Below are 24,225 nucleotides of genomic sequence, written 5' to 3'. Positions count from 1 at the left end.
TTATCATTATCAGTGGTGTTTTTATATGAGCTCTCTACATTCTGTTTCGCGCGCGGTGAGATCCGCATTGATGATCGGAACCCTTCCCGCCCTTTCCGCGATATCCATTCAGGCACATGCACAAGAAGATGCAGCCCAAATGGATACGATTACCGTTACCGCACAAGCACTAAAAACTGATGCGCCAGCTCAAGAGGTTCCGCGCTCGGTCTCCATCATTTCAGAGCAAGACTTACAAGCTAAAGCCCCACAAAAACTTGATGAAGCACTCCGTTATACACCTGGCGTCACGTCACAGCCCTATGGTGCCGATAACGATACGGATTGGTTTAAAGTGCGTGGTTTTGATGCTGCGACATACTTGGATGGCAACCGACTATTTAGAGACGGATACTACACATGGTTAGTTGAACCCTATGGCCTACAGCAAGTTGAAGTGGTGAAAGGGCCCGCGGCTATATTATACGGAGAAGCGCCTCCAGGTGGCGTCGTCAATGCAGTTCAAAAGAAACCAACGTTCACACCACAAGGTGAAGTGCGCTTGGAAGTTGGTAATAAAGATCATCAATCGATTGCATTTGATGTCTCCGATCACGCCAATGAACAAGGCACTGTGCGTTATCGTTTAGTTGGCATGATGAAAAGCCGTGATGGTGAGCTTAACGATACAGAAAACGAGCGCTTCTATCTTGCGCCAAGTGTTGAGATCGATATCTCAGAGCGCACGATGCTTACTTTAATGGGGACTTATCTTAAAGATGATGGCACACCGACTAACGGCTTCTTCCCTGCGGCAGGTAGTTTATTGCCTTCCGACAATGGTAAAATTGATCCATCGACCAACCTAGGTGAACCGGGTTACGATACCTATCAGCGCGAGCAATTTTCCGTTGGTTATCGTCTAGAGCATGACTACAATAGTGTTTGGTCACTGGCTCAAAACTTAAATTTCGGTCAAAACGACCTGCTCCTCCGCAGTGTTTATGCCTTTCCAAACTCTGATCCAAGCGCCACTGAGCTTGCGCGCGGTGTCGTATTTCGTGACGGTACTAACCAAAGTATTACCTTTGATAACAATGCGGTCGGAAATTGGTACAGCGATAACGCCGAGCATACGCTGCTGCTTGGGCTAGACCTACAGCACCACAATACTAAAGGTGAAGAACAAGACAATTATGCCTTTGATTCCATTAATCCTTGGGATCCAGAATATGGCAACTATACCCCTTTAGATTCGGCGGACAACATCGATCGAGAAATAAACAAGTCCCAGGCGAGCTTATACTCTCAATATCAAATCACTTTAGATTCACAGTGGATCGCGCTAGTTGGTGCACGTTACGATTGGGTAAACACTGAAAACACCAGTCAAAAAGCCAATCAAAACGAGTCACGCAATGATGGTCAACTATCGTTTAACACTGGGTTAATGTACCTTGCATCCAACGGTCTTTCACCTTACGCCAATTACTCTCAATCCTTTGAGGTATTGAGCACAATTGATCCATCAACTGGCAAACTGTACAAACCACTAGAGGGTGAACAATTTGAGGTTGGGGTTAAATACGAACCACAATTTTTTGATGGTTACATGAATCTAGCGTTGTTCGATATTACTCAGACCAATGCCTTAGTTACCAACCCTGCTACCTGGGCTCAAACCCAAACCGGTGAAGTGACCTCAAAGGGCGCTGAATTTGAAATGGTTGGAAAGGTAACGGATGCATTAAAAGTCACGGCTGGCTACACCTATACCGATGCTCAAACTGACGACACCAACGATCAAGGCACGATGCAAGCCCCATTGATTCCAAAACACGCAGCATCAGCATGGGTAAACTATGATGCCTCTTTCGCCGGTATTTATGGCTTAAATGTTGGAACAGGAGTCCGTTACATTGGTGAGTCTAAAGACAACCCAAAAAGCAGCGACCTAACCGTGCCTAGTGCAACGCTTTGGGATGCGGTAGTTTCTTACGATATCAACACACAATGGCAAGCACAGCTCAATGTAAATAATATTTTAGATAAAGAATACGTGTCAGGTTGTGATTATTATTGCTATTACGGTGAGTCTCGAACGGCGGTACTAAGCGCGAATTACCGCTGGTAAATACAACGAGCGAATACAGCTATTAACCTTTTTAAGGTCACTATTTTTAAAGCCCTCGAATTGAAATGAGGGCTTTTTATTACGGCAAGCAAACGATAAGATCTACGTCGCTCTGATCCATAATGTCAATTAACTCTTGTGGCGGCTTCTCATCAGTATAAAACGCATCGACTTGAGAAATGTGCCCAAGGTTTACCATTGCACCACGGTTAAACTTAGTACTATCTGCTGCCAGCAGTGTTTGACCTGAACACTCCATAATCGCTTGCGCTATTCGCACCTCAGAAAAATCAAAATCTAATAAACTACCATCTTCATGGATACCAGAGATCCCAAGGATGCCAAAATCTAAACGAAACTGCTCAATAAACTCCTTCGCTGCCTCACCGATAATTCCGCCATCTTTGTTTCGAATTTGACCACCCGCAACGATAACGGTGAAGTCATCCTTAGCGCGAAGAATATTGGCTACATTAAGGTTATTGGTGACAACTTTGAGGTCTTTATGACTCAATAAAGCAATGGCGACGGCTTCCGTCGTGGTGCCGATGTCGATAAATAGCGACGAGCCGTTAGGGATGCGCCTTACAAGTGCGTTCGCGATACGTGTTTTCTCTTCCTGGTAGTGCACTTTTCTCGTTGAATAGGCTTCGTTTTCAGTACTTGAATGAAGCGATGCACCACCGTGATGACGTGTCACTAACCCTTGCTTGGCTAAGTCATTCAGATCGCGACGGATAGTCTGAGGACTAACCTTAAACTCCTCTACAAATTCTTCTGTATTAACAAAACCACTTTGTGTCAGCATCGCAAGAATTTCACGATGACGCTGCGTTTGCTTCAAAATATCACTCCGCTTTGTATCCAAGATCTACAAGTATAACAGGAATCATCGCTTTGATAATTCCTGATAAACGGAGAATAGAGAGTCGTGGGTAATAGGGCTTAGTTGGCGAACCTCGTCGCAAGGCGTAACTAAATCAAGGATTTGATACGTATTCATGGCAGCGGCCATCGCAGATTTCACGCCGTTGTTGGAATCCTCAAAGGCCAAACAAAACTCAGGTATGATGCCTAGCCGTTTGGCTGCCAACAGATATATTTCTGGGTCTGGTTTACCATTAGTCACCTCACACCCTGTTGTTATGTTGGCGAAATACTTGTCTAAACCCGCCAGTTTCAATTTAACTTCAGCCACCTCTCGCTGGGTTGACGTCGCGACCGCCATGGGGATATTTTTAGACGCCAACCAATCAAGCAACTCAATAGCGCCCTTTTTAATCGGGATCGCTTTATGGAGTACAACGGCGTCGTAGTTTTTTCGCCACTCTTGATGTATCAATTCGTAATCAATCACATCTTTGTAGCCTTCCGTTAGTCGAGTTCGAATCGTCTTGGCATTGCAACCAATGATAGACAGGTAAAGCTCTTCAAAAAACGGCACGCCTAGCGTCTGGCAGGCTTCATTGAATACTTGTTTACACACATTTTCGGTATCGAGTAACAAACCATCCATGTCAAAGATCGCAGCTTTAAAAGTCATACAGGTCACTTAGTTAATTAAAAAAACGTTAGTATAGAAGCGATAGCATTCTGCCTGAACTGACCTGTTAATGCTATATTCTGATGGCGCGGGACCATATCGAGTCCCCCGTAGAGCTGCGAGAAATTGCAGGATTGATTGATGTTTAAGGCGCAAAGTCGACGTTATTATCAATCATGGTGACGGTAAGGTGATACGTGAAGCTATAAATGGCGGGATGATATTATCGATGATAGGCGTCGAAAAACAAAAAGACCAACCCCTTAAAAAAGACGTTGGTCGATCTAAAGTACCAAATTTTCATATCCCAAGCGTATCGACGAGATTAATTCTCGCAATAGGCCTTAGCGATAGCCGCGCCCAACTTGGCATTGTTGAGCACTAACTGAATGTTGGAGTCTAAGCTATTTCCACCCGTAAGTTCACAGACTCGGGCTAATAAAAACGGCGTTGACTCCTTACCCGATATACCTTGCTCTTCGGCTTCCGCTAACGCCTGCTCTATCACCGAGTTGATACGTTCAACGGGCATAGCAAACTGCTCTGGAATGGGGTTGGCGACAACGGCACCGCCCGTCAGGTCCATTTCCCACTTTACTTTCAATGCCAGAGCGATCTCTTGCGCACTATCAAGTCGGTAATCAATGCCATGTTCACTTTCTCGGGTGTAAAACGCTGGCAAGCTACTTGTTTGGTAACCAATAATTGGCACACCTTGTGTTTCCAAATATTCACGCGTTAGCGCCAGGTCCAGTATTGATTTTGCCCCAGCACAAACCACCGCGACATTCGTGTTCGCAAGCTCTTGTAGGTCAGCAGAAATATCAAACGTTTCTTGTGCTCCACGATGAACACCGCCGATGCCTCCCGTTGCGAAGACTTTAATACCCGCCATTTCAGCTAGAATCATCGTCGCAGCAACCGTTGTGGCACCATCTTTTTTGCTTGCTACCATGAATGGGATATCACGACGGCTCACTTTGGTCACCGATGTCCCAGCTTTTCCTAGATGAGTAATCTCCGCTTCACTTAGCCCGACTTTTAAACGACCTTCGATAATGGCGATGGTGGCAGGTATTGCGCCCGCGTCTCGAATCGTTTTTTCAACAATCAGTGCGGTTTCTACATTTCTCGGGTACGGCATACCATGTGAGATGATGGTCGATTCTAACGCCACAACAGGTTGGTTAGTGGCTAATGCTTGTGCTACTTCAGGTAAAATATCGAGGTATTGGTCTAACATGTCGATTCCTTTATTAGGCGTGTCACCGCCTTTTCTGACATTATTGAATTAATTGTTGAGCTTGACTGCAATGCCAACCTAGCGGCACCCAGAGCAAAATCTATGCTTTGAGGCCAATCCCAACCCTGAATAAATCCGTGTGCGATTCCCCCCATCAGCGCATCCCCCGCTCCGGTTACATTGATAACCTCAGCTTCAACGGCAGATATAAGCATCGAATGGTCTTCACAACTCGCAAATGCCCCCTGCTGTCCAAGGCTAATCAACAGTCTCTTTACACCTTGGTGGTGCAACTTGTTAGCAAGTTCAGGTAAAAAATCAAGACTTGGGAGCGAGTAATCAGCGAGAAGCTCGGCCTCCGCTAAATTGGGTTTGAGTGTATGGATGTGATTGAGATAAGGCGCTATTTTATTGGCCTTCACTGTCGATACTGGGTCGACAAAAATGGCCTTGTCCGAATGTGCGTGGAATATGTAATCGAGGGCACTATCACTCAGATTAGCATCAAGAACGATCGCTGATGCAAAATTCAGCACATTAGCGCGCTTCGCCATTTGCGCTCCGGTTAGCTCGTCAATCAACGACATATCATTCAGCGCGAGTTGCAACTCCCCGTTAGGGTCATGAATAGACAAATAGGTACTGGTCGCCTTTCCAGTCACGGTCAATAGATGATCGATACCCATACCAGCGTCTCGACATGAAACCTTTAACTGTTCACCCCAAGAATCATCACCTATGGCGCCAATAAACTGTACGTGGCTTCCTAGGCGGCTCATGTTGTCGGCAATATTTCGAGCAACACCTCCCGCACTTGACGTCAAAGCACCTGGGTTAGAGTCACCGATAACAAGCTCGGCATTTGAGCGACCACATAAATCCATATTGGCGCCCCCTACAACTGCGGCATAACGATCGGGGGCAATCACATACCCTTTGCCCTGAATAAACCCCTTACGAGTGAGGTTCATAATGTGGCCAGCCACGGCACTTCGGCTTAATCCTAGCTGCTGCGCCAATTTTTGTTGAGCAATCATGGGGTCTTGCTTAATCAACGCTAATACTTGTTGCTCACGATCCGTCATAAACATTTGTCCGTACAGTCAAACAATTGTTTGTAACAATAACGCCTACATTTTGAACACGCAATCGTTTTCACTCGGCATTTCTTAGACTTGATACCGGGATCACAGGCTAAAAACACAGCTAAGTATTCATATACTTACATACTCGATTGTGGGGCTGATCACTTGAAATAAGTGCACATTGCTGACTACTATTTAAACAACCATATACAAACTATTGATAAGAAACATATGGACTATATTAATTGTATCGCGACTACAAACCGTGCTCTCAGCTGTCGAAAAGGGATTGACGAACTGTTCAACTCTCTTAAACAAGAATACCCACACCTTTCACGGCTGTGCGTCACCGTAACCAATTCAGCTTATCTTGAAAATTTTCATGTTATTGATTCCCAACACACCACCGATCGGTATGATATCGCGTCCATGGCATCATCTTCTTGTCTCTCTCTTATGCAAATTATTGAGTGTGAGGAAATTAGAGTCGTTTCCGATCTTGCAGACCTACGTGATAACACGCGAACTCAACTATTAAGATCTTTGGGCCACAATAGTAGTTTGACGATGGGGATTAAACTTGCCAACGGCGAAGGCGCACTGCTATTTTTCAATTCAACTCAAGTCGGTTATTTTGAAAAAGGCGCGCTTCATGCCGACCTTTTATTTGTTAAAGAAGTCATCTATAGCCTTTTATGCCATGACAAAAACAAACATCAAATGCTATTACAAGCACTTAAACTGGCTCTAAACATTAGCCATAAACGTGACCCAGAAACCGCCGATCATTTACAAAGAATGAGCTTATATAGCAAGCTTATTGCCGAACTCTTAGCGAAAACCCTTCCCATTGACCATCGGTTCATACAATGGATTGAGCTTTATGCACCGTTTCACGATATAGGGAAATACCGCATTCCCGATGATGTCTTATTTAGTACCGAACGCTTTAATACCACGCAACGAGCCATCATGAATAAACATGTCCAATATGGTGTTGATATCATCGATGATGTGTTAAAAACCATCAACATTGTGAACAGCAGTAGTGATGAAATACAGTTTCTTAAAAACATCATTTATTGTCATCATGAACGATTTGATGGCTGCGGTTACCCTTCCAATCTCACACGGCATGCGATTCCTCTTGAGGCTCGTATCGTCAGTATTGCCGATGTTTTTGATGCCCTACTAAGCAAGCGAAGTTACAAACACGCATGGCCTATCCACGACACCAAAACCTACATTGAAAACCAATCTGGTAAAGCGTTTGACCCTACTATTGTCGACATACTCATTGACCACTTTGCGCTCTTTGAAGACATTTATAATCAACATCCGCCCGAAATAAGTCGAATCAAATGCTCCGCCTAAAGTACACATTAGTTTTGTAGAACGTCCTTCATGTCCAAGTACTTTAACGCTTTGTAACATCTCTTTCTCAATATTTGAGCAAAACCGAACAGACCCATTTGACTTACACGTGTACGCTGATATTCTAGCGTACATGCGTAAGCTTAACTAAAATTCAACTCGGCGATGGACACTATGAGTACGACAAAAAAACCACCAATTATATGGCTAAATGTCTCTATTTTTCTTGGCACGTTCTTAATGGCAACCCTTGGCGTAACATGGTACGGCTTCTCTGTCGGGTACACGATGCATCACTGGATTTGGCTTGCACTTAGCTTCGTCTTTTGTGGCATGTCAATCACGGCGGGGTATCACCGACTTTGGTCACATAAAACCTATGATGCTCATCCAGTGATGCGTTACATCTTCGCAATCGGCGGAGCATTTGCGCTACAAAACAGTATTCTTCACTGGTCATCCGATCATCGAGTCCACCATAAGCACGTGGATAACAATGACAAAGATCCTTATTCAGCCAAACGCGGTTTTTGGTATTCGCACATTGGCTGGATGCTCAGGGAATACCAAGCTTCCCGCTACACGGATTACAAAAACTGCCGTGACTTGCAAAGAGATCCTGTCGTCATGTGGCAGCACAAACACTATGTCGTACTGGCGCTCATCATGAACATTGCCTTTCCTATTGGCTTGGGGTTGTTATACGGTGATGTCATTGGGTTTGCTTTGGTGGTTGGTGCTCTGCGGTTAGTGTTAAGCCACCACACGACGTTTTTTATTAACTCTCTCGCACACGTATGGGGCACTCAACCTTACACGGATAAAAATACCGCAAGGGATAACGGCATTCTTGCGTTTCTAACGTTTGGAGAGGGATACCACAATTTTCATCACATCTTCGAGCACGATTACCGAAATGGCATCCGCTGGTGGCAGTTCGACCCAACCAAATGGTTAATCAAGAGTTGCTCATGGCTAGGATTGACGTCAAATTTAAAACGTGTTTCTGCGTTTAAAATTGAAAAAGCACGTTTATCAAGAACCTTGCAACTGACCAAATACAAAGTCACTGCGCTGCCGGACTCAGAGCGACTGCTTGAGCTGATTGAACATGAATTTCAACAGTTGGTCTCTAAGCTGAAAGAATATGACGAACTCAAAAAACAATGCATTAAAGACGCGAAGCTAAACGTCAAAGAAAAATATGAGCAAGCATTGCTGACGATACAATTAGAGCAACTAGAAGACCACCTTAGGTTGAAAAAACAACAATGGTTCATGTTAATCAATAATCCACAACAAGCACTCTCATAACTCGATAGGCAGGTGAGCGACTGTCGCACCTGCCAGCCCCTTATATAAGATATTATCATCAGAACTTCACTTCACTTCACTTCACTTCACTTCACTTCACTTCACTTCAGGCCAATAAAGGTAATTTCACCAACATAGTCAACTAAGTTGACGCTGAGTGAACACTCAACTAATACGCCTTTCTAATACACTATTACGATCAACCTCTAGATAGTGCACCGCTCAATGCAACGACGTTTTTTGTGGCTTTCAAGTCAAGCTTCCATGGGGATTGTACAATGGATCGGAGTGGCCATTATTCTTGCACCACTGGTTTTACAGCGCACGAATAGCGGGCTGCTTGTTGGACAAATCATGCTCATATTAGGCCTGAGCGGATTAACGGCGCCAATACTTGGTGCCATCGCAGACCGCTACTCAATACATCGTCAGCTTCATCTCAGTGCTATGCTTTGTCACAGCCTCGCTTTGTTCATTTTGATATTCATTGACCATACGCATTGGCATTACTGGTTTGTCGCGGGATTAATTGGAATCGGAAGTAATCTGTTACTTATCCTCAACCCTACACTCGTATTGCGTCTTAATCCCCAATCGGCTGACCGTGCACGCGCTTTACGATTGTTGTTTCAGTTCCAAATGGCAGGGGTGGTTATCGCTGGTGTCATCGTGGGTGTTTTTCATCTTCTGGCGTTGTCCACGACATTGCAGCTCACGGCATTGTTGCTGCTTGATTTGATTTTAATTGTCCTAACTGTTTTGTTTCCACCGCAACGAATAACGCTGCATAGTGTTGAAATCAATCACCACGCTTCAACTCGCCCAAAATCAAAACGAATGTGGTTCGGTTTCGTCTTGTGCGTTTTAGCTTCAATGTTTGTTGGATCGAATATGGTTGAAATGGGGCCAGTAATTATCAAACAAGCTTTTCATGTAGATCTAGCGAATTCCTCCCTTGGAATGGCAGTGGCAGCCTTGATAACCTTAATTGCTTTGGCGCCCGCAGGTCGCTGGATGGAGAAGCATGGGAGTCCTGCTCTGTGGTTAAGTACCGTGTTCATCAACGCACTTATCGGCGTGAGTATATGGCTAATGTTTGGACACGACATTAAAGCATTTCTGCCACTGTCTTTGGTTCTCATTTCTATCGTTAATGGTGCTTGGAATGATATATCTATCGCGGCTCTTGCCGATGAGTTGAGCCCTTATCGCCCAGCAACAAGCCAAGGTTATATGGCGGCAGCAGTATCGGTAGGGTTTTCCATCGGAACCTATATTGTAGGATATTTACTTGATCGTCAGAATATTCAAGGCGTGATGGCATTTTTGGCAATAAGTGGCAGTACATTAATGATTGCCGCCACTTTGCTGATCGCTGCATATCGTCATAACAAAGCACCGGACCGTTCGAACATCAAGGCGTTATCGTATAAGGCTCGATCATAAAGACACGGTTGTTCATAGAGCAACTGACGATCAAGCGAGGGAGAAAGATTTCACGTTAGTCTGCAATATGTGTACAGTTTCGACCCGCTTCTTTTGATTGATACAACGCTTTATCTGCTCTTTTCAACCAGTCGATGTGGTCATTGTCTTTGGGCATAATCTCAGCAATACCTAAGCTGATGGTATATTGCAGGGTATCGTTGCCATTCACCACGCTCAAAGCCTCAATACGTTTTCTCAGGCGTTCAGCAAAATAAAAAGCCTGATCCGCTGATGTGTCGACAAGTAATACGGCAAACTCCTCTCCTCCGTACCGCCCACACACATCGCTACCTCTGGCCGCTTTACGTAATTGCTTAGCCGTTTCCTTAATCACCTCGTCGCCAAAAGAGTGCCCAAAATTATCATTCACTCGCTTGAAGTAGTCGATATCGAACATAACCAGCGTCGATTTTGTTCCCTTGGTCTTTGTATCGTCATACACCTCGACGAGTTGAGACTCCCAATAGGATCGATTGAATAATCCTGTTAACCCATCCACTCGTCCAAATTCGGTTAGCTTTTCATTCGAGCGTTTAAGGTGCATCTGACTCTTCGCGATATCTGATACGTCTTGCAACATGATAGCAAAGTGCGTGATGTCTCCCGTCGGCGACTTAAGCGGCGTTATAACCATGTTTTGATACATGTTTAATAAGCCTTGGGAAATAGGAGAGAAGTTTTTGAACTCAAAAATTATCGGTCGATCTGTCCAGTTTGAAAAACCACGAGTGCGCATTTTTTCTGTCGACATGAGTTTGGTTTTAAGCCATTTCTCAGGTAAATTCGGACAATACTCAAATAAACTTTTACCCATGATTTGATCGGCGTTAATGCCACTATAATTTTGCATGAAACTATTCCACGCGCAGACATTATAATGCTTATCCACAACGATAAGGCCTGCATCAAGTGTATCAATAAGCTGCATTGTCCAGTGAAAATCGGACAACTCTACCGTCATTGTCGTCAATGCAAGATCTCCATTTGTCGATGAATAATATCGACAGATTCCCTATCAAACATAAACAAAACGGAGCAGTTTAAATCTAATGTTTCAGCGTCGTAGGTATATTCAGTCGTAAAAATATGTTCACTGCCACTCATCATTGAGTTCTGGGGCGTAAAATGTTCGATACGCAGTGGCTCGCGTAAAGAAAACTCCATTCCCAACTGCTCCGACATCGACACAAGAAACGAAGACACAAGCACGTTAGATAGATTAACCACAAGTTCGTCTCGTGTGCACTCTCCTTGGTCAAAGCCAAAGCGTAAACCCACTTGATTGATATCTGTCCCTGTTATACAAACCAAGGCCTCACCATGCATACCTCCTCCTACAAACCGCTGGGCCACGGTATAGTTGCCCTTTCGACTCAGGTTATCTTCAACCATCATGGTAACCTCACCAAAAGAGAGTTCACCGACGGTTGGCACTGGCAGTTGGATAAACTCTTTTAATTGTTGTGCAATAATGGCAGCGCCCGATCCCAATGCTATATTTGCCGTTTCACGAAAGCGCTCAACACTTTGCTCACGAGAAAACCGTTGTTTGGATTTTTGAGGCACACGAAATTCGAGACCTAAATCGCGGAACAATGGCTCTGCAACCGCTTGTTTGAGTGGTTTTTCTATAAAGGCATAAGCACCGAGGGCATAACAGCGTTGTTGGGCTTTGTGTTGAATATCACCAGATATCACTACGGTATGTGTGGTTATTGATTCACCTTGCATGATAGACAGTACTTCAAATCCATCCATCTTTGGCATTGTTAAATCCAAAAACATAAGATCAATACTATCTTTCCTAAGAATATCAAGAGCTTGATATCCATCTTCGGCAAATACAATATCGCTATTCATTGGGGCTGTAATGCTTCTCGCTAGGCTCTTTCGAGCAACGGAAGAATCATCACAAATGAGTATCCGCATGAATCCATTCACATTTTACATAGTTAGTTACAACTATATAAACAGAATTCTAACTCACTGGCTAGTGAATTAATGAACTAAGATCACAGTTCATGTTGTTCATCACGCTTATAAAAGTCGCTAGAACTTCTTCTATTCATTGGTATAAAAGACAAAAAACATCAGCGGTAGAGGTGCTAGGAGCCGAGTTCAGTTATACCGAGGAGCGAACAATAAGACGATAGGCATACGCCTATTGGAAAAGAGGATTAAAACAAGTCTTGCTGGGGAGTATTCGTTGCAATGACCAAACCCTCAGATGGTCGCCCTTGCGCGAGTTTCCTTCGATAACGTTGGCGACAGAGTTTAATAATATGTAACTGTTGCGCAGGCGTGAATGAAAGCCAATTAAAACGTTCTTCACGTTTTCTCATGCAACCTTGACAGTAGCCTTTTCCATCGACAGTACACACCCCAACGCAAGGGCTTGGGACGTTGAAAAATTCCAGTTGTTCCATTACCACCCTCCCTGCTACTTTCCAATAAACTCAAGTAAGAATAGTCTTAAATTAGACTATTTTCGTATTCATACCCGTTAAATCCATCGCATATCATTTATGCCCATCAAAAAACCACTATACTAAAGCTAACGTACACTTGACAAAAAACAGTGTTTTATTAATTAAACTTATCAATAATTTCATTCAGTTGGAGATACATAATATGAAGATTTTTTCAAAGACGCTACTTGCTGCACTTGCGGTTCCTGTTTTAATGACAGCTTGTACGACTGCTAACAACAGCGCAGAAGAACCAATGGCAGCCGTAACGGCTCAGGATCTTCAACACCATAACTGGAACCTAGTCCAAATCGATGGCAAAGCGATTCAAGTCGACGAGCAAGTACAGCAGCCTCGCTTGGAAATTGGCGAGAAAATGACTGCAAATGGTAGCGCTGGATGCAACAACTTTTTTGGGCAAGGCGAGCTTAAAGACGGACAATTTCGTATCGAAAAAATGGGCATGACCATGAAAATGTGTGGTGACAATGCGATGAATATTGAAATGACCATGTCAAAATCACTCTCTGATTGGAGTGAAATTCAACTGACAAAAGAAAACTTGGTACTGAAAGGTGCTGAACATACACTGACGTTTGAGTTGAAAGATTGGGTCAACTAATCCTTGCATAATCTGATCGACATCTATGACTTAAAAACGGCACTTTACGTGCCGTTTTTTTATCGTTTATTGTTGCTGTTTGGTTCTAAACAACAACACCTTTAAGCTTGCGTCGTGATCAACGTCTGCAAACTCAGCGGGATTAGCCAAACGTTCCACAAACTCAAAACCTGGTGCTTCTTCTGCCATGCTATCGATCAAGAAATCAGGTGTCACCATTGGTGAGTTCACACATGCGATGACTTCCCCGTTCTCCGTCATTAATTCGGGTAATCGGCGGAGTATCTTTTTATAGTCTTTCGTTAGAGCGAAGCTACCCTTTTGAAATGATGGCGGGTCAATGATAACCAGTTCATAAGGGCCACACTTTTTGATTTTTCCCCACGACTTAAAAATATCGTATCCTAAGAAAGTAACCTTGGAAAGATCATGAGCATTTTCTCGATGATTTTCTCGTCCCTTATTTAATGACGAGCGAGCCATGTCCACGTTGACGACGGCGGCTGCACCGCCTTCCATTGCCGCGACTGAAAACCCGCAGGTATAGGCAAAAAGATTCAGTACACGTTTATTATTGGCATTGGCTTTGACCCAGTCTCGACCTAAGCGCATATCAAGAAACAGACCAAAATTTTGATTGCGCCCGATATCTAACTGGTATTTACACCCTGACTCCATAACAACCGGACGAGCATCAAGCTCTCCCCAAACGACCGTCATAGGGGCGCCATCAAGATAACGGTGTTGCAGCGCCACACATTGTCCATCCTTGGTACGCCACAACTCACTCTCAACCAACTGATTGAGTCCATTCGTCAGTTCAACAATAAATTCATCATCAACCTGCTTAAAAATATTCACAAGTAATTGGCTATTTACCCAATCGCAAGTCAACTGTTCAAGCCCAGGCCAGCGCTTACCTCGGCCATGGAATAAACGACGCACTTCGTTTGGTGCCTGAGTTAGCTGCTGAGTCACTTCTTTGAAAAAACTCGGCAAATGATCTTTTTGCATAGATTCACCTTCGCGACGCATCGCGCTTTCTTTTATTTTTTCGGCCATAACAATGCCCACGGCGTAGACCAAGCATCAATAACTTGACCTATCGTTTCTGTGTGCCATTTAGCACCAAAAATAGGATTGATACGAGGATCGCAGACAAACTCATAAGGCACACCCGACAACTCAAAGCGAATGGCAAAGGCGTGCAAGTAACCACGATCAGACGCTGAACTAGGGTGATAGATTGGATCGCCTAAAATCGCAGAACCCAAGGATTTTAACGCGACGCGGATCTGGTGTGTCTTGCCCGTTAGCGGACGACATAAAAAGACACGTTCTCCATTGTCGCCGGCCTTTGAAAAAAACTGCGTGGTTGCTGGGTTCATTTTAGTTGGCATCAACTTCCACATAGAACGGCGAGAGCGCTCCATGTCACCAGAGATAAGACCTTGTTTCTTTTTTGGTTTTTTGTCGCCAATCGCGAGGTAAAATTTTTCAATATTTTTATCAGCAAACAATTGCGACAGACTCGCCGCCGTGGTGGCATTTTTAGCAAGCAATAATATCCCAGATGTCATCTTATCAAGACGATGCACTAGGTAGAGCTTTGTTGATTGGCTCGCTTTGGCAACCTCTTCGACTAACATCGTATCGCCATCGTCTTTGTGGACACTGACGCCAGGATGTTTATTGATGACCAAAAATTCATCATTTTCAAACTGAATATCAAACATATGGATCACAGGGTGCAGAATTATTGTGGCTGATCATACACAAACACACGGCGATGGGTAGCGATTATGACGGTTTCCCTTCTCCTAGACTGCGCGGTTCACAGCATTAATTGCCTTTTCAAAACAATCATGCCAATCGGAGTAAACCCGACTGGCATTGTGATTGTCATAGAACGACATTATGTTCGTTATCCGTTTTTACAAAAACGGGTAGGCAAATACCGTCAAAATAGCCACTGGGCACACAAATTTAACGTACCAAGGCCAGATTTTCCAAAACCACGTTTTTTCAACCTCAGGGTGGCCCTGCTTAATCTCTTGCAATAAGGCATTACGATGCCATACCCAACCAATGACCACCGCCCACACCACACCAAGTAATGGTTGCATGTACATCGTTGAGGCCGTGGCAACCCAATCGAACAATTGACCAAAGTTAGCCGCGATAATGACACTGAAGATCAGAATTACGCCACCTAATATGAGTGCGGCTTTGTCTCGTTTGATGTTCAACTCTTCGTGCAAGCATGATACTGGCACTTCCAGCATTGCGATCGAAGAGGTCAACGCCGCTATAACCATTAGGGAGAAAAAAGCGACACTCAACACTTCTCCTGTCAAACCCATCGTATCGAATAGGCTCGGCAACACTATAAATACAAGATTGCCTGAACTGATCAGTTCCCCGACTTCATTAAAGATTTGCACGCCATTGGCTTTCGCTACAAACATGGCAGGAATAATAAGCAAGCCCGCCGATAACGCAACACCGGTATCAATGATGGCCACTTGCCCTGCTGTCTTAGGAATATTGACATCTTTCTTCAGATAAGAGCCATAAACCATCATGGCTCCAACCCCTAGCGAAAGAGAAAAGAACGCCTGCCCCATGGCATTGACCACAAGTCCGGCATTCACATGGCTCCAATCTGGGATTAGGTACATTTTCAGACCTGTCATCGCACCATCTTGAGTCAGAATGTAGATGATTAGCAGTAAAAACAAGCCGAAAAGCAATGGCATCAATCTTGATGACCATTTCTCAATACCGTCCGACACGCCTCGACGAACCACATAAACAGTCAATGACATAAAGATAACTGTCAGCAACACATTGCGTCCTATGCCAAACGTCACCAACCACTCAGCGACGGTATTTAACCCGATCAACTGCAAAATAGGCTCTGCGCCAAACCCTATTAGCCATCCAGCTAAAATGGCATAAAAACTGAGGATCATGGAAGCGGTAAGCAAAGCGATACTGCCAAACGCCACCGCTAGAAATTTGCTTTTGGACCAGATTTTACGCAATGAAGCAATCGGATTTGACTGGCCAAATCGACCAATTGTCAATTCAGCGACCAACATCGGATACGCTAAGAGCGCCATCATTAACAAATAAATAAGAAGGAAGGCGGCACCGCCATTGCTAGCAGTTTGAGTAGGAAAACCCCACACATTACCTAGGCCAACAGCAGAGCCTGCTGCTGCCATGATAAAACCAAAGCGTGAAGAAAATTGTCCGCGGGTAGAGCTTGTCATTATTGATACCAATCTCGCCATACACGGCGATATTATGGTGGCTTTCCATGTAACGAATCACAACACGATTGCCTATCCAAACGTCAGTTTAGGCATGTCCATATGTTGCTCATTGAATTTAATTTGGATCTAACACGATTATTATCGCGTTGCTTATCTAGACCCCCGCTGGGCTCGTATGCAGAATGGCAGCCCAATAGGGTGTAAACTAATCATTACAGACTGGATAAATATTACTGCTTGCTCATGGGTAGCAATTAAAACATCTCAACACTACAATTGAAAGCCCCGACGCTATAAATACCTAATATAAGCCATGTTATAGCAACTGTTCGCCTACTAAATAATCAATTATTGGTCTGTTGTTTTATTATTTTGAAAATAATAAAACTATCAACTGCTGTTCAATACTGCTCTACAACGACACGTCTACTTAAAAGTGTGACCAATAACGTATCATTGACATCTTTCCATGCAGTTAACACATTGACAGTACCGCAAGTATTCCAAATACTTGATTCTGAGATTGTTTCTAATTTACCAATTGTCTATCGAGGCTCAATGGATAAGCTCTATCACTTTCTAACACTAGCAGGCATTGGCCTGTACTGGGTGCTGGTCGCCGGTGTCACGCTGCGTGTAGTGCTGAAGCGCCGAGCGGTCAGCGTTTCGCTAGCATGGCTAATGGTTATCTACATTATCCCTGTTGTTGGCGTCATTTGTTATTTCATGTTTGGCGAGCTCAATCTTGGTCGTAAACGGGCGGAACGAGCACGAGATATGTTCCATCCATTTGGAGACTGGTTTCACCAACTCAATGATTGCAAAGCGCACACCCAAGATGGTTTGGGGACCCAAATTTCAAAGATAGACAACCTTTGTAACAATAGAATGGGTATTCCCGCTCTGTGTGGCAATACACTCCAACTTCACAAGACCCCTGAAGACAGCTTACTGTCCGTCATCAAAGATATCGAACAGGCTAAACACAGTATTCGTATGGTGTTTTATATTTGGCACCCTGGCGGACTAGCCGATTCGGTTGCCGCTGCTCTCATACAAGCAGCCAAACGCGGTGTTGATGTAAAAGTGCTGTTAGACTCTGCAGGCAGTTCAACGTTCTTTCGTAGTCACTGGGCGAAAATGCTAAGGGACGGGGGCATCGAGCTGGTTGAAGGGCTTGAGGTTTCTCCTTGGCGGATTTTCTTACGACGCCTTGATCTCAGACAACATCGCAAGATCATCGCGATCGATGATGAAGTGGCATACACCGGCTCGATGAACATGGTTGATCCTGCGTTCTTCAAACAAAACTCTGGTGTGGGTCAATGGATCGATATCATGGTTCGTATTGAAGGCCCTACCGTGAATGTCTTATCCGCCATCCATTGTTGGGACTGGGAAGTGGAAACCGGCGATCGTGAACTTCCCGTTCACCCAGATTGCCAAATTGATATCCCTCAGGATTCAAAGCCAATCCAAGTGGTGCCGTCGGGGCCCGGCATGCCCGATCAGTTAATTGGTCAAGTTTTGACGCTAGCGATGCATCAAGCCGAACGCTCAGTGACCATCACGACGCCTTATTTCGTACCGAGCGCCGATTTGCTTGAGACCATAAAAACAACGGCGCAACGTGGTGTGACCGTAGAGCTTATCATTCCTAAAAAGAATGACTCCATGATGGTGCAGTGGGCGTCGCGTGCGTTCTACACCGATTTACTTAGCTCAGGGGTTAATATTTATGAGTTTGACGGCGGATTATTGCATACTAAATCAGTCGTAATTGATGAGCTTTTTTGCCTAGTTGGCACGGTCAACATGGATATGCGAAGCTTGTGGCTCAACTTTGAGGTCACACTGGCGGTCGAAGATCCTATTTTTACCGAAGAAATGCACCAACTCCAAAACAGCTACATCTCAAAATCTGAGATGATTGATTATTCTGTCTGGAAACAACGCAGTTTATATCACCGCTTTTTCGAACGATTGTTCTACCTGTTCAATCCATTGCTATAACGCATTCCAAGGCTAACGGCCGTAAGATTTTGCTGCCAACCGGCTTATCCTAGGTTATTCATCCCCTGCTTCGTTTCTAATCGTAAAAACCGAAGGCTAAAGACTTGAAACTCTTTAGCCTTCGTGTTTTATTGCTAAGTAAACTCATCTCCGTTCACTGTACTGATCACAGAACAAACCTTCGCTCCCTTGGAGCGTATGTTCATGATTCAATAGTCGTTGATTCGTATCCATGTGGATTTTGATATGCGTAAACTTGCGTGTAAAAAATTCTAATACGTAATAAAAGGCAAACAAACCAGTGGGCGAGCGATAAATAATCAGACAGGGATTCTTGATGTCAGAAAGTAAAACCACCAAATTCGTCACCGCTGGACGTGATAAAAAATGGACCAACGGCGTGGTCAACCCACCAGTGCAACGCGCATCAACGGTTGTATTTAACACGGTCGCTGAGAAAACTCACGCCACCATCAATCGAGCGAAGCAAACGCTATTTTATGGCCGCCGAGGCACCAATACACACTTTGCTTTCCAAGATGCCATGACTGAAATAGAAGGTGGCGCGGGTTGCGCGCTCTTCCCTTGCGGCACCGCAGCCATCTCTAATGCGATCCTGTCCTTTGTTGAAACGGGCGATCACATCCTGATGGTGGACACCTGTTACGAGCCCACTCGAGATTTTTGCGACAAGATCATGAAAAAGATGGGCGTAGACACCACCTACTACGATCCGATGATTGGTGCAGGTATTCGAGATCTTATTCAACCTAATACCAAAATTTTGTTCTTGGAATCACCGGGCTCTATCACGATGGAAGTACAAGACGTACCAACCATGGCTGAGATTGCTCACGAGCAAGACATCATCGTAATGCTTGATAACACCTGGGGTGCAGGGGTTAACTTTGCCCCTTTCGAATTCGGTGTCGACATTTCTATCCAAGCCGCAACCAAATATATTGTTGGTCATTCCGACGTCATGATGGGGACCGCGGTCGCCTCAGAAAAATATTGGGATCAATTACGCGAACAAAGTTATTTGATGGGGCAATGCGTGTCTCCCGATGATGCCTATCTAGCGTTGCGAGGTATTCGTACACTTGATGTGCGTTTGCGTCAGCACGCCGTCAACAGTATCAAGGTTGCTCAATGGTTAGCACAACGTCCAGAGGTTGATCATGTTCGCCATCCCGCCCTAGAAACTTGTCCAGGGAGCGAGTTTTTTCACCGTGACTTTTCCGGGGGTAATGGCTTATTCTCGTTCGTACTTAATACTTCATACCCACGCGCCACCACCGCCTTTCTTGATGGAATGACTCATTTTAGTATGGGCTACTCATGGGGTGGTTTTGAGAGCCTAGTGTTAGCCAACGAACCAAAAAGCTTCAATGCATTACGCACTGTCGCTAACCCTAACTTTTCCGGTACCTTGATACGTCTACACATTGGCCTAGAAGACGTCGATGATCTTATTGCCGATCTGGATGCCGCTTTCAAGCGCTATAATACCGTGATACAAGAAGCACCCATGAGTTAGCTTCGAATCTAGGTCGCACAAGCTCCAATATTATGTTGATAATGGTAGGTTGTGCGCCTATTTTTGCCTACGTTTTCTACAAGCATTTTGTGTATGTATCGCGCCCCCATATAAGCCTATGCTCGCGCAAGCTTCTATATACTGAAAGTCTATATACAGAAAGTCCATCAACACCATAAGGAGTATCACTATGAGATTAAAAGCGGACGTTGCCATATTTGATATTATTGGTCACTTAGTACTTTGGCTGCTCTTGTGCATTGTGACCTTCGGCATCGCAATGTTCTTTTTCCCCTATTCTTTCTCAAAATTCATCATTAACCGTACATACCTCGTCGACGAGCACGGTGTCGAAAGAAAAATGCGATGTGATATCGACCTTTTCAGCGATCTTGGTCATGTATTGCTCTGGTTTATTATTTCGATCCTCACACTAGGCATCGGCTACATCTTCTACTTCTATCGTGTATGGAATTACGCCCTAAATCACACTCAAGTCGACTAACTATTCTTATCGACTTTATACGAGACCGCCATAGGAAGGCTTATTTTGACAACCACTACAACAGCAACGCTTTACTACGTCTATGACCCAATGTGCTCATGGTGCTGGGGCTTTAAACCGACATGGGATTTGATTCAAGAGTCACTGGCTGACGAGATCACTATTGAATGGGTGCTTGGAGGGTTGGCCCCCGATACAGACCAACCGATGCCTGATGCCATGCAACAACAAATTGCTTCTTATTGGCAGAAAATCGAACACCTGTTAGGGACTCAATTTAACTATGATTTTTGGTCCCAGAATACCCCAAGGCGGGCAACCTACCCCGCTTGTCGAGCCATTTTAGCCGCGCGGGTGCAAGGCGCTGAAGTCGCGATGAATAATGCCATCCAAAAAGGGTATTATTTAGAGGCCAAGAACCCGAGTGACAACGACCGTCTGCTCGAATTTGCTCACGACATTGGGTTAGATATGACTCGGTTTGAGCGTGACTTAGTGGCGGCCGAAACACAATCACAATTACTCAACGAGCTTCAGTTTGCACGCTCTATAGGCGGAAACAGCTTCCCGTCATTATTTGTGGCTAAACAAGGGCGTATCACTGAGCTGCCCATTGATTACAAAAATGCAGCCGCTACTATTCAGCGCGTACGTGAGCTTTACTAACAAGCAAATAAATGGGGGATTTTTCCAGCGGACACCATGCCTCTGTGCATCTATGCATCTATGCATCTATGCATCTATGCATCTATGCATCTATGCTAGTGCACTCCATTGCTAATGCACATCATTGTTAATGCTCAACATTAAGGTTGAGCTCAATGGATGCAAAAGGACAGGCTTGTTTACATCGGCCACACCCATCACAGCTTTTCTCATCTACAACAGGGCTCGTATTAGGTACGATAGAAATTGAGCCGGAAGGACATTGCTCAGCACATAATGTGCACTCTCCAAATAGGGCATTTTGACAGGCGCTCAAAAATTTAGGTCGCAACTGTATATCGTTGTTTTGTGCGTGCAATGCTCCGGTCGGACAAGCCTGCTGGCATGCTCCACATTGAGCGCAGTAGCCATAATCGAGGTTCAACTCGGCAAGCCCACTGTTCATCAGTATCACTTGTTCAGGACATTTCGCCGCACAATCACCGCATTCATTACAAATTTGTTGAAATAAAAACTCTTCCACAGCACCTGGAGGGCGTGCTACTGAGCGAATGACCACCGGTGAATCAAGTTCATGGTTTGCACGTGAGCTCTGTGACGTTGAACGCTTGGCGCCACCAGATAGCGCACGGAACAACCCACGGCGACTGATTGTGTTATGTTCCATGTAGGCCTTGTAATAGCGTTCATCCTTGTCTGGCATTATCGATAAAGCTTCTTATCTGTTGGCTGTATCGCTAACAGCTCTTGAACCGCTGCACACCATGAACTGGCCACTAATGCGAGCTGTTTGTAGCTTTCCGTTTGAGCATGCTCTGCCACCAGCTCTAAGTAGCGATAGCACCAGGTGAGTAAATGCTCAGACAACAAACACTGTATTGACGAAAGCGGCAGACCTTCTTCAATAAATTGACTCACTGCAAATAACATCAATCCAAATTGGTCTTCCGGCTCTCGCATTCCCGTATCGAGCTCAACACCATTTTCACGTAAAAACTGACGGTAAGCGACGGTTGTTGCACCGAAAATCACTTCTTCTTTATCTAGGTACACTGACCCCCAAGGTGGTGCGTACATAGCTTCGCCCCCCTCAAACAGAAGAAAGAAATCTTGATTTAGTACGTCACTGCCTTCACTTTTAACGACTTGAGCCCATTGGTAAAACGCCGAATCATCGCCTTGTTGTTCACTTGCCAACGCTGTGATTAGTGCCTGATTGTTTTCATCCGTCAGCGGAAAATAAAACAAAGAACCCAATACTTTAGCCATAGCATTTAGGTTCTCAAGATCAATGCTATCTTGTGGCTCAACCTTTTTGTTTGCGACGTCTTGTTGTGATCTATCTTGCATACAACGATCTCTAATCGATTGTGAATGAATAGGGGCAAGTGACTCACTTGCCCCGTTGTGCCTAGCAATCAACGCCAGCTCATACTCATGGTTTTCTGTATGAGCCATTTTGGCATTGATTGAGCTAGCGACTAAGTGGTTATATCAACTCAGTCATTACATACCAGACGTCATATGTAGACCGAAAAATACACTTCGGCCTATCAACTCAGCGACAACAACTAATGCCAAGCCAGATACAGCAAACGGTAATGCGTTGCTTTGTTTACGCAATGACAATACCCAAAGTGCAACACCGACAAAAATCAACGCAAAGCGAAAATTTTGAACCATCGCCATGTTAGGCACCAGGTCACTCGCCGCAACAATAGACGATTCAATACCGCTCAACGACGTCACCATTGCCATTGTTGTGAGCACCGCTGCTGCTGTAGCGATAATCACAATGCCTCCAGCTACACGGTTATAACCAGAACACTCGAAACGTGCTCCTTTCATCAATACATGTGACAACATTACGCCACATAGCACAGCCGTAATCGCAAACGAATATGTGGTGAACGGCGTATCCCATGTTGGTACCGTATTGATCAGGTAAACATTTGTCATGGCAAACATGAAGACAACGCCCATGATCATGCCAGCGACCAGTAACCCTTTGCGGATTGCCAAAGTGCCTTTATTAAGCACGTCTAACAACCAGAACAGGCCACCAAAGGCGAAGAACGCAGAGCCAAACAGGATCTCACGCGAGAGCCAAGAGGTGCCCACTTGATTTAAGGCGTTCATGGCACGCATAGGACTGCCTAAGTGTGCGGTAGAAGCCATAAAGCCCAGAGCCATAAAGACCCAGATGAAAAACATATTACGATTGATGCGTGCCTTCACATCATCACTTGCTTTGCCAAATAGATTAAGACAACCCAATACAATAAACGCACCGACTGCGGTCTGTGCAAAGACTGTAAAGATAATCAGAGGCCATTCATGCCATCCCATGTTAAACCTCCTTAGGGTTTGCTAGGTGACCAGTGGTGTCATTCGTTGGACGAGCATGACGGTTTGGTTTGATCACAATATTTGGTTTCGTCAATGAAGATGAAGGCAACGGCGCGACGTCCGCGTTTGTGCCATATTTTTCTCTCAGTTCAGAAATTGGGCCAAACTCAAGTGCGCGTAATGGACATGAGCCCACACAGATAGGTTCAAATCCATCGGCAACACGCTCAAAACAACCATCACATTTGGTCATGTGACCTTTTTCAGCGTTGTATTGCGGCGCACCATAAGGACACGCGTTAGCACAATGCTTACACCCAATGCAGACTTTTTCGTCCACGACAACAAAGCCATCTTCACGTTTGTGCATCGCACCTGATGGGCACACTTTCGCACAGGCAGGTTCATCGCAATGATTACAGGCAATAGACGTGTAATAAGCAAAGACGTCTTGACGGTAAGTGCCATTTTCTTCTACCCAATTGCCACCGGCATACTCGTACACTCGACGGTAGCTTCTATCAACACCTAAATCTTTAAAATCTTTGCACGATAACTGGCATGTCTTGCAGCCAGTGCATTTGCTTGAATCGATATAAAAACCGTATTGCTTCATGATTC

23 protein-coding genes are annotated in these 24,225 nt (G+C 44.7%); 9 read left to right on the top strand and 14 right to left on the bottom strand.

Annotated elements, in window-relative coordinates; genetic code table 11:
- The first annotated feature begins 25 nt into the window (after positions 1-25).
- Positions 26-2,113: a TonB-dependent siderophore receptor gene (locus ACE1OE_RS05385; protein WP_449210373.1), complete on the top strand. Its 2,088-nt coding sequence runs from the start codon at positions 26-28 to the stop codon at positions 2,111-2,113.
- Positions 2,114-2,192: 79 nt separating this feature from the next.
- On the opposite strand, the gene ACE1OE_RS05380 is transcribed toward ACE1OE_RS05385, so the two are convergent.
- From ACE1OE_RS05380 to ACE1OE_RS05365, 4 genes are all read right to left on the bottom strand, one after another.
- Positions 2,193-2,957 (bottom strand): DeoR/GlpR family transcriptional regulator, encoded by a 765-nt coding sequence (locus tag ACE1OE_RS05380; protein WP_102470539.1) that lies wholly within the window; start codon positions 2,955-2,957, stop codon positions 2,193-2,195.
- 45 nt (positions 2,958-3,002) lie between these two features.
- The gene (locus ACE1OE_RS05375; protein WP_449210372.1) at positions 3,003-3,656 is read right to left on the bottom strand and encodes an HAD family hydrolase; all 654 of its coding nucleotides are present in this window, start codon (positions 3,654-3,656) and stop codon (positions 3,003-3,005) included.
- Between the two features lie 325 nt (positions 3,657-3,981).
- Positions 3,982-4,899 carry a pseudouridine-5'-phosphate glycosidase gene (locus ACE1OE_RS05370; RefSeq protein WP_102470537.1) on the bottom strand — a complete coding sequence of 306 codons (918 nt, stop codon included), beginning with the start codon at positions 4,897-4,899 and terminating at the stop codon, positions 3,982-3,984.
- Complete coding sequence (locus ACE1OE_RS05365; RefSeq protein WP_449210371.1) at positions 4,893-5,984, bottom strand: PfkB family carbohydrate kinase; 1,092 nt, start codon at positions 5,982-5,984, stop codon at positions 4,893-4,895. The genes ACE1OE_RS05370 and ACE1OE_RS05365 overlap by 7 nt, the downstream gene beginning before the upstream one ends.
- 567 nt (positions 5,985-6,551) lie before the next feature.
- Here ACE1OE_RS05365 and ACE1OE_RS05360 point away from each other — a divergent pair.
- From ACE1OE_RS05360 to ACE1OE_RS05350, 3 genes are all read left to right on the top strand, one after another.
- On the top strand, positions 6,552-7,358 hold the full coding sequence (locus ACE1OE_RS05360; RefSeq protein WP_157935015.1) for an HD-GYP domain-containing protein: 807 nt from the start codon (positions 6,552-6,554) through the stop codon (positions 7,356-7,358).
- Positions 7,359-7,532: 174 nt separating this feature from the next.
- On the top strand, positions 7,533-8,672 hold the full coding sequence (locus ACE1OE_RS05355) for a fatty acid desaturase (RefSeq protein WP_449210370.1): 1,140 nt from the start codon (positions 7,533-7,535) through the stop codon (positions 8,670-8,672).
- Positions 8,673-8,897: 225 nt separating this feature from the next.
- Positions 8,898-10,118 carry an MFS transporter gene (locus ACE1OE_RS05350; protein ID WP_449210369.1) on the top strand — a complete coding sequence of 407 codons (1,221 nt, stop codon included), beginning with the start codon at positions 8,898-8,900 and terminating at the stop codon, positions 10,116-10,118.
- 55 nt (positions 10,119-10,173) lie between these two features.
- Here ACE1OE_RS05350 and ACE1OE_RS05345 read toward each other — a convergent pair whose 3' ends face one another.
- From ACE1OE_RS05345 to ACE1OE_RS05335, 3 genes are all read right to left on the bottom strand, one after another.
- Positions 10,174-11,121 carry a diguanylate cyclase gene (locus ACE1OE_RS05345; protein WP_449210488.1) on the bottom strand — a complete coding sequence of 316 codons (948 nt, stop codon included), beginning with the start codon at positions 11,119-11,121 and terminating at the stop codon, positions 10,174-10,176.
- Positions 11,122-11,126: 5 nt separating this feature from the next.
- Positions 11,127-12,089, bottom strand: a complete 963-nt coding sequence (locus tag ACE1OE_RS05340; protein ID WP_449210368.1) for a response regulator — start codon at positions 12,087-12,089, stop codon at positions 11,127-11,129.
- A gap of 248 nt (positions 12,090-12,337) precedes the next feature.
- Positions 12,338-12,586, bottom strand: coding sequence for a DUF1289 domain-containing protein (locus tag ACE1OE_RS05335; protein WP_102470531.1), 249 nt, complete (start codon positions 12,584-12,586; stop codon positions 12,338-12,340).
- Positions 12,587-12,791: 205 nt separating this feature from the next.
- Between ACE1OE_RS05335 and ACE1OE_RS05330 the strand changes: the two genes are divergently transcribed.
- Complete coding sequence (locus tag ACE1OE_RS05330) at positions 12,792-13,250, top strand: META domain-containing protein (RefSeq protein ID WP_102470530.1); 459 nt, start codon at positions 12,792-12,794, stop codon at positions 13,248-13,250.
- 66 nt (positions 13,251-13,316) lie between these two features.
- On the opposite strand, the gene ACE1OE_RS05325 is transcribed toward ACE1OE_RS05330, so the two are convergent.
- The 3 genes from ACE1OE_RS05325 to ACE1OE_RS05315 form a co-directional block, all read right to left on the bottom strand.
- Positions 13,317-14,264, bottom strand: coding sequence for a class I SAM-dependent methyltransferase (locus ACE1OE_RS05325; protein ID WP_449210487.1), 948 nt, complete (start codon positions 14,262-14,264; stop codon positions 13,317-13,319).
- Between the two features lie 32 nt (positions 14,265-14,296).
- On the bottom strand, positions 14,297-14,986 hold the full coding sequence (locus ACE1OE_RS05320; protein WP_102470529.1) for a TIGR01621 family pseudouridine synthase: 690 nt from the start codon (positions 14,984-14,986) through the stop codon (positions 14,297-14,299).
- Between the two features lie 198 nt (positions 14,987-15,184).
- Entirely contained in the window at positions 15,185-16,528 is a 1,344-nt protein-coding gene (locus ACE1OE_RS05315) for a sodium-dependent transporter (RefSeq protein ID WP_449210367.1), read from the bottom strand.
- A gap of 561 nt (positions 16,529-17,089) precedes the next feature.
- Between ACE1OE_RS05315 and cls the strand changes: the two genes are divergently transcribed.
- From cls to ACE1OE_RS05295, 4 genes are all read left to right on the top strand, one after another.
- On the top strand, positions 17,090-18,544 hold the full coding sequence (gene cls / locus ACE1OE_RS05310; protein ID WP_102470527.1) for a cardiolipin synthase: 1,455 nt from the start codon (positions 17,090-17,092) through the stop codon (positions 18,542-18,544).
- Between the two features lie 337 nt (positions 18,545-18,881).
- A complete protein-coding gene (locus ACE1OE_RS05305; RefSeq protein ID WP_449210366.1) occupies positions 18,882-20,084 on the top strand; it encodes a cystathionine beta-lyase in 1,203 nt (400 codons plus the stop codon).
- A 190-nt stretch (positions 20,085-20,274) separates the two neighbouring features.
- Positions 20,275-20,589 (top strand): DUF6693 family protein, encoded by a 315-nt coding sequence (locus ACE1OE_RS05300; RefSeq protein ID WP_102470525.1) that lies wholly within the window; start codon positions 20,275-20,277, stop codon positions 20,587-20,589.
- A gap of 45 nt (positions 20,590-20,634) precedes the next feature.
- Entirely contained in the window at positions 20,635-21,255 is a 621-nt protein-coding gene (locus ACE1OE_RS05295; RefSeq protein ID WP_449210365.1) for a DsbA family protein, read from the top strand.
- Between the two features lie 127 nt (positions 21,256-21,382).
- On the opposite strand, the gene ACE1OE_RS05290 is transcribed toward ACE1OE_RS05295, so the two are convergent.
- From ACE1OE_RS05290 to ACE1OE_RS05275, 4 genes are read right to left on the bottom strand one after another with little or no spacing between them, the layout of a single operon-like run.
- A complete protein-coding gene (locus ACE1OE_RS05290; RefSeq protein WP_449210364.1) occupies positions 21,383-21,958 on the bottom strand; it encodes a 4Fe-4S binding protein in 576 nt (191 codons plus the stop codon).
- Positions 21,958-22,713 carry a molecular chaperone TorD family protein gene (locus tag ACE1OE_RS05285; RefSeq protein ID WP_449210363.1) on the bottom strand — a complete coding sequence of 252 codons (756 nt, stop codon included), beginning with the start codon at positions 22,711-22,713 and terminating at the stop codon, positions 21,958-21,960. Before ACE1OE_RS05285 ends, ACE1OE_RS05290 begins: the two co-directional genes overlap by 1 nt.
- Before the next feature lie 48 nt (positions 22,714-22,761).
- Positions 22,762-23,604: a dimethyl sulfoxide reductase anchor subunit family protein gene (locus ACE1OE_RS05280; RefSeq protein ID WP_449210362.1), complete on the bottom strand. Its 843-nt coding sequence runs from the start codon at positions 23,602-23,604 to the stop codon at positions 22,762-22,764.
- A gap of 1 nt (position 23,605) precedes the next feature.
- Positions 23,606-24,220: a DMSO/selenate family reductase complex B subunit gene (locus tag ACE1OE_RS05275; protein WP_372060463.1), complete on the bottom strand. Its 615-nt coding sequence runs from the start codon at positions 24,218-24,220 to the stop codon at positions 23,606-23,608.
- Positions 24,221-24,225 lie beyond the last annotated feature (5 nt).

Source organism: Vibrio sp. E150_011 (assembly GCF_053544015.1).
Note: the sequence above shows the minus strand (reverse complement) of the source record. Positions and strands in the feature narration are given on the sequence as shown.